Below are 14,221 nucleotides of genomic sequence, written 5' to 3' on the forward strand. Positions count from 1 at the left end.
TCCGTCTGGCGGAAGATACAAAGGGGCGGGATGCCGCTCAGGTGAGGTCGTGGGACGCGCCCACGAGTGCGTAGGTCTGCGTGGCGATCTCCAGTTCCTCGTCGGTCGGCACCACGGCGACCGTGACCCGTGCGCCCTCGGGGGAGACGATTCTCGCCCCGTCCCCTCGAGCCGCGTTCAGGCCGGCGTCGACCGCCAGGCCGAGCCCCTCCAGACCGGCGACCGCGGCCTCGCGCACCGCGGCGGCGTTCTCGCCGACCCCCGCGGTGAAGGCGATCGCGTCCACCCGGCCCAGTACCGCGTAATAGGCGCCGATGTACTTCTTCAGGCGGTGGATGTAGATGTCGAAGGCGAGCCGCGCCTGCTCGTCGCCCTCGTCGACACGGCTTCGGATCTCCCGCATGTCGTTGTCGCCGCACAGACCGATCAGGCCGCTTTTCTTGTTGAGCAAAGTGTCGATCTCGTCCGTGGACATCCCGCCAACGCGCGTCAAATGGAAGATGACCGCGGGATCCACGTCACCGGACCGCGTCCCCATGACGAGTCCCTCCAGTGGCGTGAGCCCCATGGAGGTGTCCACGCAACGGCCCCCGCGCACGGCGGACGCGGAGGCACCGTTGCCGAGGTGCAGCACGATGACGTTCACGTCCTCCGGCGCCCTGCCGAGGAGCTTCGCGGTCTCCCGGGACACATAGGCGTGCGAGGTGCCGTGGAAGCCGTAGCGCCGGATGCGGTACTCGTCGGCGGTGCTCACGTCGATCGCGTAACGCGCGGCCGACTCCGGCATGGTGGTGTGGAAGGCGGTGTCGAAGACGGCGACCTGGGGAAGGTCGGGGCGCAGCGACCGGGCCGTACGGATACCCGTCAGGTTCGCCGGGTTGTGCAGCGGGGCGAGCGGGACCAGCCGCTCGATCTCCGCGAGCACGGCGTCGTCGACGATCTCGGGTTCGGTGAAGGAACTCCCGCCGTGCACGACCCGGTGGCCGATCGCGGCCAGCTCGGGGGAGTCCAGGCCGAGCCCGTCCCGGCCGAGCTCCTCGGCGACGGCCTTGAGGGCGGCGGCGTGGTCGGCGACGGGGCCGGTCGTCTCCCGGGTCTCCCCCGTGGTGAGCGCCGTGTGCTTCAGCCGGGACGTCCGCTCGCCGATGCGTTCGACGAGGCCCGTGGCGAGGCGGCTGCTGTCGCGCATGTCGAGGAGCTGGTACTTCAGCGACGAGGAGCCGGAGTTGAGGACGAGGACTCGGGTGGCGGTCACTGCGGGGATGCCTTCTGGGTCGGTTTCGGGTGCGCGGTCGTCGCCGGGGGCGGACGCCGGGTGGGGGCCGGTGCTCGCGGGCCGGCCCGGCCCGCCCGGTGCGGCGGTCATCCGGTGGCCGGGGTCTGGGCCTGGATGGCCGTGATGGCGACCGTGTTGACGATGTCCTGCACGAGCGCGCCGCGGGAGAGGTCGTTGACGGGCTTGCGCAGGCCCTGGAGGACCGGGCCGACCGCGATCGCGCCGGCCGAGCGCTGCACGGCCTTGTAGGTGTTGTTGCCGGTGTTGAGGTCCGGGAAGATCAGCACGGACGCCTGCCCGGCGACGTCGGAGTCCGGCAGCTTGGTCGCCGCGACGGAGGGTTCGACGGCGGCGTCGTACTGGATCGGCCCCTCGATCTTCAGGTCGTCGCGCCGCAGCCGTACGAGGTCCGTGGCCGCGCGCACCTTGTCGACGTCGGCGCCCGAACCGGACGTGCCCGTCGAGTACGACAGCATCGCGATCCGCGGCTCGACACCGAACTGCTCGGCGGTGGCCGCCGACTGGATGGCGATGTCGCACAGCTGCTCGGCGTTCGGGTCGGGGTTCACGGCGCAGTCGCCGTAGACGAGGACCTTGTCGGCGAGGCACATGAAGAAGACCGACGACACGATCTTCGTGTCCGCCTTGGTCTTGATGATCTCGAAGGCGGGCCGGATGGTGGCGGCGGTGGAGTGCACGGAGCCGGACACCATGCCGTCGGCCAGCCCCTCCTCCACCATCAGCGTCCCGAAGTAGTTCACGTCGGCGACGACGTCGTAGGCCAGCTCGACCGTGACGCCCCGGTGGGCGCGCAGGGCGGCGTACCTCTCGGCGAAGCGGCCGCGCAGCTCGGAGGTCACCGGGTCGACGAGCCGGCAGCCGGCCAGGTCGATGCCGAGATCGGCGGCCTTCTTGCGGATCTGGTCCACCGGCCCGAGCAGCGTCAGGTCGCACACGCGCCGGCGCAGCAGCACCTCCGCCGCGTGCAGGACGCGTGTCTCGGTCCCCTCGGGAAGCACCACCCGCCGCTTGTCGGAGCGGGCCTGTTCGAGGAGCTTGTGCTCGAACATCATGGGGGTCACGCGGTCGCTGCTCGGCGCGGAGACGCGCCTGAGCAGGTCCGCGGTGTCCACGTACCGCTCGAAGAGACCGAGCGCGGTCTCCGCCTTGCGGGGTGTGGCGGCGTTCAGCTTCCCCTCCAGGGAGAAGAGTTCGGCCGCGGTGGGGAAGGAGGTCCCGGCGACCGAGATCACGGGGGTGCCGGGGGCCAGGCGGGCGGCGAGCGTGAGGACCGCGTCGCTGGGCCGCTCGTTCAGGGTGAGCAGGACTCCGGCTATGGGCGGGGTGCCCGCGCTGTGCGCGGCGAGCGCGCCGACGACCAGGTCGGCGCGGTCGCCGGGGGTGACCACCAGGCAGCCCGGGGTCAGGGCGTTGAGGAAGTTCGGCAGCATGGCGCCGCCGAAGACGAAGTCGAGCGCGTCACGGGCGAGTCCCGCGTCGTCGCCGAGGAGCACCGTGCCGTCGAGGGCGTGGGTGATCTGGGCGAGGGTGGGAGCGGAGAGCGCGGGCTCGTCCGGGAGCACGTAACACGGCACGGGGAGGCGGGAGTCGAGCCGCTCGCCGAGTCCGTCGCGGTCGGCCGGGGCGACGCGGTTCACGACCATGGCGAGCACGTCGCAGCCGAGGCCGTCGTAGGCGCGGTACGCGTTGCGGGTCTCGGCGCGCACGGACTCGGCGGTCTGCCCGCGGCCGCCGACCACGGGGATCACGGAGGCGCCGAACTCGTTCGCCAGCCGGGCGTTCAGCGACAGCTCGTCCGGGAACTGGGTGTCGGCGTAGTCGGTGCCCAGGACCAGGACGACGTCGTAGTCGCGCGCGACGAGGTGGAAGCGGTCGACGAGGGTGGAGACCAGTTCGTCCGTGCCCTGCTCGGCCTGGAGGGCGGACGCCTCGTGGTAGTCCATGCCGTAGACGGTCGCCGGGTCCTGGGCGAGCCGGTAGCGGCTCCGCAGCAGTTCGAAGAGCCGGTCGGGGCCGTCGTGGACGAGCGGCCGGAAGACGCCCACCCGGTCGACCTGGCGGGTCAGGAGCTCCATGACGCCCAGCTCGACCACCTGGCGGCCGTCGCCGCGATCGATCCCGGTCACGTAGACACTGCGGGTCACGCGTGCTCTCCATCCTTGGCGTGGGGTGTTCTGGTGACGTGAGGTGTTCTGTCGGGGTCTCGTGGCGCGGTCTCGTGGCTCGTGTGCCGTTTTCGGGCTCGACAAATGGCCCACCGTGGTGAGCGGAACCCTCTTGACAATACCCCCGCGGGTGGATAAGGCGAACTTCCTGGCGAGGTCTGACGGAGGTCTGACAGACGTCTGGCGGAGGTCCGACAGGGGCCTGACCGAGCCTGACCGGGGCCTGACCGGGGCCTGACCGGGAACGGGTCGAGAATGTCACCCGGGGCGCCGCGACGGAGGGCTTCGGGCGGAATCGGCGCCCGTCCTGGGGTCATGAAACAATCGGACCGGCTCACACGAACCAGCAGCGAGCAGGAGACACAGCACGATGCGTATCGGAGTTCTCACCGCAGGCGGCGACTGCCCGGGCCTCAACGCAGTGATCCGGTCGGTCGTGCACCGAGCGGTCACCACCTTCGGGGACGAGGTCATCGGATTCGAGGACGGGTACGCGGGCCTGCTCGACGGCCGCTACCGCACCCTCGACCTGAACGACGTCGGCGGCATCCTCGCCCTCGGCGGCACCATCCTCGGCTCCTCGCGGCTGCAGCGCGACCGGCTCCGTGAGGCCTGCGAGAACGCGCAGGACATGGCGCGCGAGTTCGGTATCGACGTACTGATCCCGATCGGCGGCGAGGGCACGCTGACGGCGGCGCGGATGCTGTCGGACGCGGGCCTGCCGGTGGTCGGCGTCCCGAAGACGATCGACAACGACATCTCGTCGACGGACCGCACCTTCGGCTTCGACACCGCGGTGGGCGTGGCCACGGAGGCCATGGACCGCCTGAAGACGACCGCCGAGTCGCACCAGCGTGTGATGGTGGTCGAGGTCATGGGCCGGCACGCGGGCTGGATCGCCCTGGAGTCGGGCATGGCGGCCGGTGCCCACGGCATCTGCCTGCCCGAGCGTCCCTTCGACCCGGCCGACGTCGTCGCGATGGTCGAGGAGCGCTTCGCCCGCGGCAAGAAGTTCGCGGTCATCTGTGTCGCCGAGGGTGCCCACCCCGTCGAGGGCAGCATGGACTACGGCCACGGCGCGATCGACCAGTTCGGCCACGAGCGCTTCCAGGGCATCGGTACGGCGCTGGCGTACGAGCTGGAGCGGCGCCTCGGCAAGGAGGCCAAGCCGGTCATCCTCGGTCATGTGCAGCGGGGCGGCACCCCGACCGCGTACGACCGGGTCCTGGCGACGCGGTTCGGGTGGCACGCGGTGGAGGCCGCCCACCGGGGTGACTTCGGCCGGATGACGGCGCTGCGCGGCACCGATGTGCTCATGGTGCCGCTCGCGGAGGCCGTGACGGAGCTGAAGACGGTTCCGAAGGACCGGATGGACGAGGCGGAGTCGGTCTTCTAGCGGGCGCCTTCCGGCGGGGAAGCCGACGTCTTCCGGGCCCGGCGCCTTCGGGCCCCGCGTGTCCCGGCGCGCCCCGGTACGCCGGGGCCCTGGCCGGGCGGCGGACCGGCGGTCCCACCTCGGGTACGGGCTCCCGGCCGTCGGTCAGTGGTCCGCCGTGGAGCGCGTGGAGCCGGTCGTGGGTCGGGGGCCGGGTCCAGGTCCGGCGGTCCCCGGCGGTCCGGGCTCGAAGACGTGGAGCCGGCGGTCCTCCCGCGAGGCCGGCAAGCCCCGCGGCCGAGCTGGAAGCGCGCCGACCGGTGGTCGACAGGACGATCCGGTCGGGGATGCTTCCGGGCGGCCGGCCCTCATTACGTGCTTCGCTGGATCGTCGACCAGAAGTGGTCGACGATCCGGTCGAGGAAGTCCTGGCCCGAGTCGTCGGCCTCGGCGGCGGCCGGCCCGGCCGCCCAGCTCAGCGTGGCGACCATCTGGCCCTGGTACTCCTGGTACAGCTCCTGGAGGACGTCCTCCAGGAGGCGCCGGTCCAGCGGGATCATCTTCCCCACCGGGCGGGAGTACGCCTGCCAGCGTGTCGTCACCGCGCTCCGCAGCAGCTCGGCGAGCCTGCCGTCGCGCCCCGTGACGGTGACGAAGTCCCGCAGGGACAGTTCGAGCACGTCGGCGAGGGCGGTGGCCTGCCGCTCGGTGCCGCGCCACTCGTCGGTCTCCTCCATCTTCTGGTAGGCGGGAAGTTCGAGTCCGACGGTGCGGGCTATGTCCTCCTGCGCGAGGCCGCGCGCGACGCGGTGTTCGCGCAGGGTCCGCGGCGCGCCGATGATCTCTCCCGGCGAGCACCACAACACCCCCGCGAGCGCGGTGAGTTCGGGTCCGCTCGGTGCGGTGGTCCCGCGCTCCCAGGCGGCGACGAGATCGGGTGTGACGTAGGGCATCCCGTACGAGGCTCTCATTCCGTAGGCGACGTGCTCGGGCCTCATACCGAGTGCCGTCCTCAGTCTGCGGGCGGCCTGAGCGTTGAAGGGCGGTGTGGGCTGTTGGGCCTGCGGTCGCTGCACGCGCACAAAATATGGGGTCGGGACAGCGCTGACTACATTCTGTTCAGCCACAATCACAGATTGTAGGAACATACGGTTCCGGTCGGCGCGTCCTGTGAGGTGTCGGCGCGACCCGCTCCCCGCGTGCTCCGGTCAGCCCTTGACCGCTCCGCCCAGCGCGAACCCTCCTCCCAGCCGCCGCGCCACCAGCACGTACAGCAGGATCACCGGCGTCGAGTAGATGACCGAGAACGCGGCCAGCTGCCCGTAGACCACCGTCCCCCGGTTCCCGAAGAAGTCGTTGATGCTCACCGACGCGGGCATCTGGTCCGGCGTCAGCAGCAGCATGAACGGGACGAAGAAGTTCCCCCACATCATCACGAACGAGAAGACCGTCACCACCGCCACCCCGGGGCCCATCAGCGGCAGCACGATCCGCACCAGGGACTGCAGCGACGACGCGCCGTCCGTCCACGCGGCCTCCTCCAGCTCCCTCGGCACCCCGTCCATGAAGTTCTTCATCAGCCATATGGCGAAGGGGAGTTGGGAGGCGGCGAAGAAGAAGATGGTGCCCTGCACGGTGTCGATGAGGTTCACCCGCACGAACAGCGCGTACACCGGAACCATGATCGCCGTGATCGGCAGGCAGGTCGCGAACAGGATGGTCAGCAGGAAGGGGCGGTTGAGACGCGAGCGGAACCGTGAGAGCGGATACGCCGCCAGAGCCGCGCACACCACCGTCAGCGCGGTCCCCCCGCCGCACAGGACCAGGCTGTTCAGCAGCGGTGTGAAGGTGATGTCCGGCTTCAGCACCGCGTCGAAGTTGTGCAGCGTGAGGCCGTCCGGGACCCGCACCCGCAGATCGGCGTGCGCGTCCAGCGACGACAGCACCACCCAGGCCAGCGGCAGCACGAACGCCGCGGCCACGAAGAGGAGTCCCGCGTCCGCCGCCAGACGCCTTCCCACCCGGCGGGACCGGAGCGTGGCCCCCGTCAGCAGAGCCATCTCAGACCTCCGTCCGCAGGAGCCGCATGTAGACCACCGAGAACAGCGCCCCGACCACCAGCAGCAGCAACGCGACCGCCGTCCCGTATCCGATCATGCTCTTCTGGAACGCCTGCTCGTACATGAACAGGGGAAGCGTCTGGCTCCTGTTGCCCGGGCCGCCCCGCGTCATCACCCAGATCAGCCCGAACACCGAGAGCGTCTGCAGGGTGTTGAGCATCAGGTTCGTGGCGATCGACCGGCGGATCATCGGCAGCGTGATGTGCCACATCCGGCGCCAGCCGCCCGCCCCGTCCACCTCCGCCGCCTCGGTGATCTCCTTCGGGATCTCGTTCAGCGCCGCCGAGTAGACCAGCATCGAGAAGGCCGTGCCCCGCCACACGTTGGCGAACGACACCGCCAGGATCGGCAGGGTGAACAGCCAGTTCTGGGTGGGGAGATGGAGCCAGTCCAGGATCGCGTTCAGGGTGCCCTCCCGCCGGAAGAACGCGTACAGCAGGAAGCCCGCCACCACCTCCGGCAGCACCCACGCCGTGATCACGATCCCGCCGACCAGCGTCCGCACCGGCTTGGACGCCCGCTGCATCAGCGCGGCCAGCGCCAGACCCAGCGTGTTCTGGCCGACGAGTGACGACAGGACCGTGAACACCAGCGTCAGCCACACCGCGTTCAGGAACGCCTCGTCCTTGAACGCCGCCCGGAAGTTCTCGAAGCCGACGAACGAGGAGTGTGCCTGACCCGTCAACTGGAGGTCGGTGAAAGCGATGTACGCGCAGTAGGCGATCGGGCCGGCCAGGAAGAGGAGCAGCAGGATCACGGCCGGCGCGACGGGCAGCGCGCGGGCCAGGACCCGGGGGCGCCCCGGCCGGCGCGGCGACACGGTCTTCGCGGCGGCCGGGGCGGCGGGTGCCGCCCGCATGCCCACGCTCACTTGCGCACCACCTGGCCGTCGGTGGCCGTCTTCAGCTCCTCGTCGTAGCCGCTCGCCGCCTTGTCCACCGAGCTGTCCCCGGTCGTCACGCCCTCCATGGCCTCCTGGACGGCGGTCGAGACCTTGGGATAGGCGGGGTACGCGGGGCGGTAGTGCGTGCTCGCGACCAGGTCCGTGAAGAACTTGATGCCGGGCTGCGCCTGTACGTACGCCGGGTCGGACGCCACGTCCTTGCGCACCGCGATACCGGAGTTGGCGATGTACCACTTCTGCGCGTTCGCCTTCGTCTGCATCGTCTCGACGAACTTGAAGGCGAGGTCGGGGTTGCCGGCCTTGGACGGGATCGCCCAGGTCCAGCCGCCGGACATGCTCACCTTGCCGGGCGCCTGGCCGTGCTGGGTCGGCATGTACGCGAGGCCGAGCTTCTGCGACCACTCGGGCCACTCGTGCCCCGCGCCCTTCTGCCAGTCCTGCGGGAGCCAGCTGCCGTCCAGGTTGATGCCGAGCTTGCCCTTGGGCAGCAGTTCACCGCGGACGGTGGTGGGGAAGTTCGGGTCCAGGGCGTCCGAGACGTCGGGGCCCAGTTTCTCCTTGTAGACCGTCTCCACGAAGGTGAGCGCGTCCTTGAAGGCCTGGCTGCCCGCGACCCACTTCTTGGCGGCCGTGTCGTACATGGGGTCGGTCTTCCCGTCGCCCGTGCCGTAGAGCAGCATCTCGAAGCCCTGCATGGTGGCGGCCTCGCCGGCCGGCTTGCCCGTGTAGACGTTGAGCGGGGTGACGCCCGGGACCTTCCGCTTGATGGTGCGGGCGGCGCTCAGCACGTCGTCCCAGCTCTTCGGCTGCCAGTCGGCCGGCAGCCCCGCCTTCTGGAAGACACCCTTGTCGAACCAGAGTCCGCGGGTGTCGGTGCCGTCCGGAACGCCGTACGTCTTGCCGTCCTGCGCCTTGGCCGCGGACTTCGCCGTGTCGATGAACTGGTTCCAGTCCGGCCACTTGTCGAGGTAGGCGTCCAGGGGCTTCAAGTACCCGCTGGTGATGTCGGAGTTGATGAGGAAGGTGTCCTCGTAGACCAGGTCGGGGGCCGTCTTGGGCGATCTCAGCATCTGCTGGAGCTTGGTGTAGTACTCCGAGTCGGGCGCCTTGATCGGGACGAGCTCCACCTTCTTGCCGGGGTTCGCCTTCTCGAACTCCTTCTTCATCTGGCCCAGATAGGTGTCCATGACGCGGATCGAGTTGTCCGTGGACTGCTTGAAGGAGATCTTCACGGTGTCCGGACTGCTGCCGGAGCCCGATCCGCAGGCGCTGAGCGCGGTCGCGGTGAGCAGAGTGGCGAGGAGAAGTGGGGTGGCGGTAGGGCGCACGGGCACGACCTCCTACTGGCCGACGTCGTCGGTGGCCGGGTTGTCTGCCCGGTGAACCTAAGAGCGTGGACTAGTCCAGGTCAATGACCTTGCACCGCCTTGCGACCGAACACGACCCGGGAAAGGCCCTGTTGAAGACCGCATACGGAACTAACCCTTCACCCAGCGGTACTGAAGTTCGGGCCGCCCGACCTGCCCGTACTGCGGCGTGCGTGCGGCGCGCCCCGCGTCCACCAGGTGCTCCAGATACCGCCGGGCCGTGATCCGCGAGATGCCCACCACCTCGGCGACCCCGGCCGCCGTGAGACCGTCCGCGCAGTCCCGCAGGGTGCGGGTGACGCGCTCCAGGGTCGGTGCGCTCAGCCCCTTGGGCAGCGCCGCCGGGCTCGGGGCGCGCAGGGTGGCCAGGGCGCGGTCCACCTCGTCCTGGCCGCTCGCCTCGCCCGCCGCCGCGCGGAACTCGGCGTACCGGACGAGCCGGTCGCGCAGGGTGGCGAAGGTGAAGGGCTTCAGGACGTACTGGACGACCCCGAGCGAGACCCCCTCCCTGACGACCGTGAGGTCCCGCGCGGAGGTCACCGCGATCACGTCCGCGTGGTGGCCGGCGGCGCGCAGCGAGCGGGCGAGCTGCAGTCCGTGCACGTCGGGCAGGTGCAGATCGAGGAGCAACAGGTCCACCGGGGTGCGCTCCAGGGCACGGCGCGCCTCGGCGCCGGTGTGGGCCTTGCCCACCGCCGTGAAACCGGGGACCCGCCCGACGTACATGACGTGCGCGTCGGCGGCCACCGGGTCGTCCTCGACGACGAGGACGCGGATGGGCTGGGGGTCGGTCATAGGTCGCCTCCGGGCAGGGCGGGCTGGACGGGCTGGACGGGCTGGGGGGCGAGGTCCTCGGGGGCGTCGGCCTCGGACCCGGCCGCCTCGTCGCCGGCCGGAGCCGTGGTGGGCAACGGCAGCCGCACCTCGAACTCCGCCCCGCCCCCCGCCGCTTCGGCCACCGTCAGGGTGCCGTCGTGACGGTTCACCGCCTGGCGTACGAGGGCGAGGCCCAGCCCGCGGCCGGGCCCCGCCGGTTTCGTCGACCAGCCGCGCCGGAAGACCGCCTCCGCGTGGGCCGGATCCACCCCGGCACCGGTGTCGGCGACCCGCAGCACCAGGCCGGAGCCGTCCGTGAAGGCCGTGACGGTCACCCGCGCCCGTACCGTGCCCTGGGCCGCGTCCATCGCGTTGTCGATCAGGTTGCCGAGGACCGTGACCAGGTCACGGGCCGGCAGGCCGGGCGGCAGCAGACCGTCGTCGATGCCGCTCTGCTCCGAGATCACCAGCTCCACGCCCCGCTCGTTGGCCTGGGCCGCCTTGCCCAGCAGCAGGGCGGCGAGGACCGGTTCGCTGACCGCCGAGATCACCTCGTCGGTGAGGGTCTGGGCCAGTTCCAGTTCGGCCGTGGCGAAGTCGACGGCCTCCTCGGCGCGGCCCAGCTCGATCAGCGAGACCACCGTGTGGAGACGGTTGGCGGCCTCGTGGGCCTGCGAGCGCAGGGCCTGGGTGAAACCGCGCTCGGAGTCCAGTTCGCCCGTCAGTGCCTGGAGTTCGGTGACATCGCGCAGGGTGACGACCGTGCCGCGGCGCTCACCGCCGGTGACCGGGGAGGTGTTGACGACCAGCACACGGGACGCCGTCAGGTGCACCTCGTCCACCCGGGGCTCCGCCGACAGCAGCGCGCCGGTCAGGGGCGCGGGCAGGCCGAGTTCGGCCACGGAGCGGCCGACCGCCGCGTCGCCGACGCCCAGCAGCTCCCGCCCGCCGTCGTTCATCAGCGCCACCCGGTACTGCGCGTCCAGCATCAGCAGTCCCTCGCGCACGGCGTGCAGCGCGGCCTGGTGATAGTCGTGCATGCGGCTGAGTTCGGCCGCGTTCAGGCCGTGCGTGGAGCGGCGCAGCCGGGCGTTGATGACGTAGGTGCCGATACCGCCGAGGACGAGGGCGCCGCCCGCGACGCCGATCAGGGCGGTCACCTGGTCCTGGACGCGCTTGGTGATCGCCTCCACCTTGATGCCCGCGCTGACCAGGCCGACGAGGTGGCCGTTGTCCAGGACCGGGGTGACCGCGCGTACGGACGGACCGAGGGTGCCCGTGTAGGTCTCGGTGAAGGACTTGCCGCGCAGGGCGGGGCCGATGTGCCCGAGGAAGTGCCGCCCTATCAGCGTCTCGTCGGGGTGGGTCCAGCGGATGCCCCGCGGGTTCATGATCGTCACGAAGTCCACGTCGGTGTCCCGCTGCACCTGGAGGGTGTACGGCTGCAGGGGCTTCGTCGGGTCCGTGGTGCGGATCGCGTCCCGGACGGAGGGGGCGTCGGCGACCGAGCGGGCCACGGCCATCGCCTGGCGGCCCGCCGCCTCCTCGGCCTGGCTGCGGTCACTGACGTACGTGAACAGCGCGTACCCGGCGACGAGCACCGCGATGAGCACGGCCTGCATGGCGAAGAGCTGGCCGGCCAGGCTGCGGGGTCTCGGGACGCGGGGGAGACGCATGGCGTCAGTCTGCCTCCCCTTGTAAGCGTGAACTAAATGAACGGAAGGGTGACCGCCCTCACACGCCGGGAGATAGTCACCGCATCCCCCGGGCGCACGCCCCCCGGGTTCTCCCGGAGGCGTGTGTCCCGATTCCCCGGACGTGAGCCGCACGCCGGATGATGCCGACGACGTCGTCAAGGAGGGCAGCCGTGGCCAGCACCCCAACGGCACCTGCCGCACCCGCCGCCAAGCGGGACCGCACCCACTATCTCTACATCGCGGTGATCATCGCGGTCGCCCTCGGTATCGGCGTCGGGTTCGCCGCGCCGGACTTCGCCAAGGAGCTCAAGCCGATCGGTACGGGCTTCGTCGCCCTGATCAAGATGATGATCTCGCCGATCATCTTCTGCACGATCGTGCTCGGGGTCGGCTCGGTGCGGAAGGCCGCCAAGGTCGGCAAGGTCGGCGGTCTCGCGCTCGGCTACTTCATCTGCATGTCGTTCGTGGCCCTGGCGATCGGCCTGGTGGTCGGCAACATCATCCACCCGGGCAGCGGAATGCACCTGACCGAGGCCGTGAAGGGCGTCGGGCACACGCAGGCCGAGGCCGCCGCCGAGGGGCCCGTCGACTTCATCCTCGGGATCATCCCGACCACCTTCGTCTCGGCCTTCACCGAGGGCCAGGTCCTCCAGACGCTGCTGATCGCGCTGCTCGTGGGCTTCGCGCTGCAGGCCATGGGCCGGGCCGGACAGCCCGTGCTGCGCGGCGTCGAGCACATCCAGAAGCTGGTCTTCCGCATCCTCGGCATGATCATGTGGGCGGCGCCCGTCGGTGCCTTCGGCGCCATGGCGGCCGTCATCGGCGAGACCGGCATGGACGCGCTGAAGGCGCTGGGCACGATCATGCTCGGCTTCTACATCACCTGCGCCCTGTTCGTCGTGATCGTGCTCGGCACCCTGACGAAGCTGGTGGCCGGGATCAACGTCTTCCAGCTGCTGAAGTACCTGGGCCGGGAGTTCCTGCTGATCGTCTCCACCTCGTCCTCCGAGTCCGCGCTGCCGCGGCTGATCGCGAAGATGGAGCATCTGGGCGTCAGCCGTCCGGTCGTCGGCATCACCGTGCCGACCGGCTACTCCTTCAACCTCGACGGCACGATGATCTACCTGACCATGGCCTCGCTGTTCATCGCCGACGCGATGGACCAGCCGATGAGCATCGGCCAGCAGATCGGGCTGCTGCTCTTCATGATGGTCGCCTCGAAGGGCGCGGCGGGCGTCTCCGGCTCCGGTATCGCCGTACTGGCCAGCGGTCTGCAGTCGCACAAGCCGGCGCTGGTGGACGGCGTCGGACTGATCATCGGCATCGACCGCTTCATGAGCGAGGCGCGCGCGGTCACCAACTTCGCGGGCAACGCGGTGGCCACTTTGCTCATCGGTACCTGGACCGGCGAGGTCGACAAGGAGCGGGTGGACCGGGTACTCGCCGGTGAACTGCCCTTCGACGAGCGGACGCTGCTGGACGACGCCGACGCGGACGAGGACGTCTCCGCCGAACTGCCCGAGCAGGGCGGCGACAAGGAGCTGGCCAAGGCCTGACACCCCCGCCCGCTCCACCCGCCGGCGCCGCTTCCCCGCGGACGGGGCGCCCCTCCCCACGGGACGCTCCTCCTGACAGGGCGCCCCCCTGGACGGGGCCGGCGCCCTCGGAGCACCGAGCGGCCGGGTCCTTCCCCCCGGTGGACCTGGCCGCTCGGTGCGTCAGCGAGGCAGCCCGCGGGCTGCCTCGCTGACGTTCACCCTTCCTCGCTCTGCTTCGCCACCAGAGCGGTGGCGCGGGAGGCGGGTACGCCCGCCGTGGTCAGCATGGTGACCGCGGCGGAGCGACCCGCCTCCCGCGCCGCGAGCAGACCGTCGTTCACCGCCTCCATCAGCGCGAACAGCACCTGCTCGTGCACGTACGCCAGGGCCGGGGCCGGCAGCGGGGACTCGAACACACCTTGTTCCAGGCCGCGTCGGAGCACCTCCGCGCAGGCCTCGCGCACCGGGGTGAGCCGCTCGCGGATGCCCTGCACGGTGACGCTGCGCTGGGCCAGCGCGACCAGCAGCCGGTAGCGGTCGGCGATCTCCCAGACCGCGAGCGTCGAGCGGATCAGTGATTCCGCCGGGTCCTCGACGCCCTCCCGGCCCGCCGCGTGCGCTGCGGCCACCGCCTCCACGGCGCCGTCGGTCAGGGTGCTGACGAGCACCTCGCGGCTCGGGAAGTGTCCGTACACGGTGCGCCGTACGACGCCCGCGGCCCGTGCGATCTGGTCCATGGAGGCGTCGGGGTCGCGCAGCAGCTCGGCGAGCGCGACGTCGAGGATGCGGCGGCGGTTCACGTCCGCGCGGCTGGCACTACCCGTGGTCATGACTGTCATTCTGCACGCCCCGCGCGGCGCCGGGCCGCTTCTGCGCCCAGGGCTCCGCCCCATCGATTTGCACAGTGGTGTGCAGCGTCGTAGATTGCACACTGTCGTGCAA

The 14,221-nt window shown here is 70.7% G+C and carries 11 protein-coding genes; 2 read left to right on the plus strand and 9 right to left on the minus strand.

Annotated elements, in window-relative coordinates; all coding sequences use genetic code 11:
* Positions 1 to 37 precede the first annotated feature (37 nt).
* Both HEP85_RS27395 and pta read right to left on the minus strand, forming a co-directional pair.
* On the minus strand, positions 38 to 1,255 hold the full coding sequence (locus tag HEP85_RS27395) for an acetate kinase (RefSeq protein ID WP_168530302.1): 1,218 nt from the start codon (positions 1,253 to 1,255) through the stop codon (positions 38 to 40).
* A 107-nt stretch (positions 1,256 to 1,362) separates the two neighbouring features.
* On the minus strand, positions 1,363 to 3,441 hold the full coding sequence (gene pta / locus HEP85_RS27400) for a phosphate acetyltransferase (protein WP_369657858.1): 2,079 nt from the start codon (positions 3,439 to 3,441) through the stop codon (positions 1,363 to 1,365).
* Between the two features lie 391 nt (positions 3,442 to 3,832).
* Between pta and HEP85_RS27405 the strand changes: the two genes are divergently transcribed.
* Positions 3,833 to 4,858: an ATP-dependent 6-phosphofructokinase gene (locus HEP85_RS27405; protein ID WP_168530304.1), complete on the plus strand. Its 1,026-nt coding sequence runs from the start codon at positions 3,833 to 3,835 to the stop codon at positions 4,856 to 4,858.
* A gap of 350 nt (positions 4,859 to 5,208) precedes the next feature.
* Here the strand turns inward: HEP85_RS27405 and HEP85_RS27410 are convergent, their stop codons facing one another.
* The 6 genes from HEP85_RS27410 to HEP85_RS27435 form a co-directional block, all read right to left on the minus strand.
* Positions 5,209 to 5,835: a helix-turn-helix transcriptional regulator gene (locus HEP85_RS27410; protein WP_248002522.1), complete on the minus strand. Its 627-nt coding sequence runs from the start codon at positions 5,833 to 5,835 to the stop codon at positions 5,209 to 5,211.
* A gap of 210 nt (positions 5,836 to 6,045) precedes the next feature.
* Positions 6,046 to 6,897 (minus strand): carbohydrate ABC transporter permease, encoded by an 852-nt coding sequence (locus HEP85_RS27415; RefSeq protein WP_168530306.1) that lies wholly within the window; start codon positions 6,895 to 6,897, stop codon positions 6,046 to 6,048.
* Position 6,898: 1 nt separating this feature from the next.
* Positions 6,899 to 7,816, minus strand: a complete 918-nt coding sequence (locus HEP85_RS27420; protein ID WP_248002523.1) for a carbohydrate ABC transporter permease — start codon at positions 7,814 to 7,816, stop codon at positions 6,899 to 6,901.
* Between the two features lie 8 nt (positions 7,817 to 7,824).
* Entirely contained in the window at positions 7,825 to 9,195 is a 1,371-nt protein-coding gene (locus tag HEP85_RS27425) for an extracellular solute-binding protein (protein WP_168530307.1), read from the minus strand.
* Between the two features lie 144 nt (positions 9,196 to 9,339).
* A complete protein-coding gene (locus HEP85_RS27430; protein WP_168530308.1) occupies positions 9,340 to 10,023 on the minus strand; it encodes a response regulator in 684 nt (227 codons plus the stop codon).
* Positions 10,020 to 11,720, minus strand: a complete 1,701-nt coding sequence (locus HEP85_RS27435; protein WP_369657859.1) for an ATP-binding protein — start codon at positions 11,718 to 11,720, stop codon at positions 10,020 to 10,022. Before HEP85_RS27435 ends, HEP85_RS27430 begins: the two co-directional genes overlap by 4 nt.
* Positions 11,721 to 11,878: 158 nt before the next feature.
* On the opposite strand from HEP85_RS27435, the gene HEP85_RS27440 reads away from it, so the two are divergent.
* Positions 11,879 to 13,297: a cation:dicarboxylate symporter family transporter gene (locus tag HEP85_RS27440; protein ID WP_168530310.1), complete on the plus strand. Its 1,419-nt coding sequence runs from the start codon at positions 11,879 to 11,881 to the stop codon at positions 13,295 to 13,297.
* A 197-nt stretch (positions 13,298 to 13,494) separates the two neighbouring features.
* Here the strand turns inward: HEP85_RS27440 and HEP85_RS27445 are convergent, their stop codons facing one another.
* Positions 13,495 to 14,118 (minus strand): TetR/AcrR family transcriptional regulator, encoded by a 624-nt coding sequence (locus HEP85_RS27445; protein ID WP_168530311.1) that lies wholly within the window; start codon positions 14,116 to 14,118, stop codon positions 13,495 to 13,497.
* Between the last annotated feature and the right edge of the window lie 103 nt (positions 14,119 to 14,221).

Source organism: Streptomyces sp. RPA4-2 (assembly GCF_012273515.2).
GTDB classification, from domain to species: domain Bacteria; phylum Actinomycetota; class Actinomycetes; order Streptomycetales; family Streptomycetaceae; genus Streptomyces; species Streptomyces kaempferi.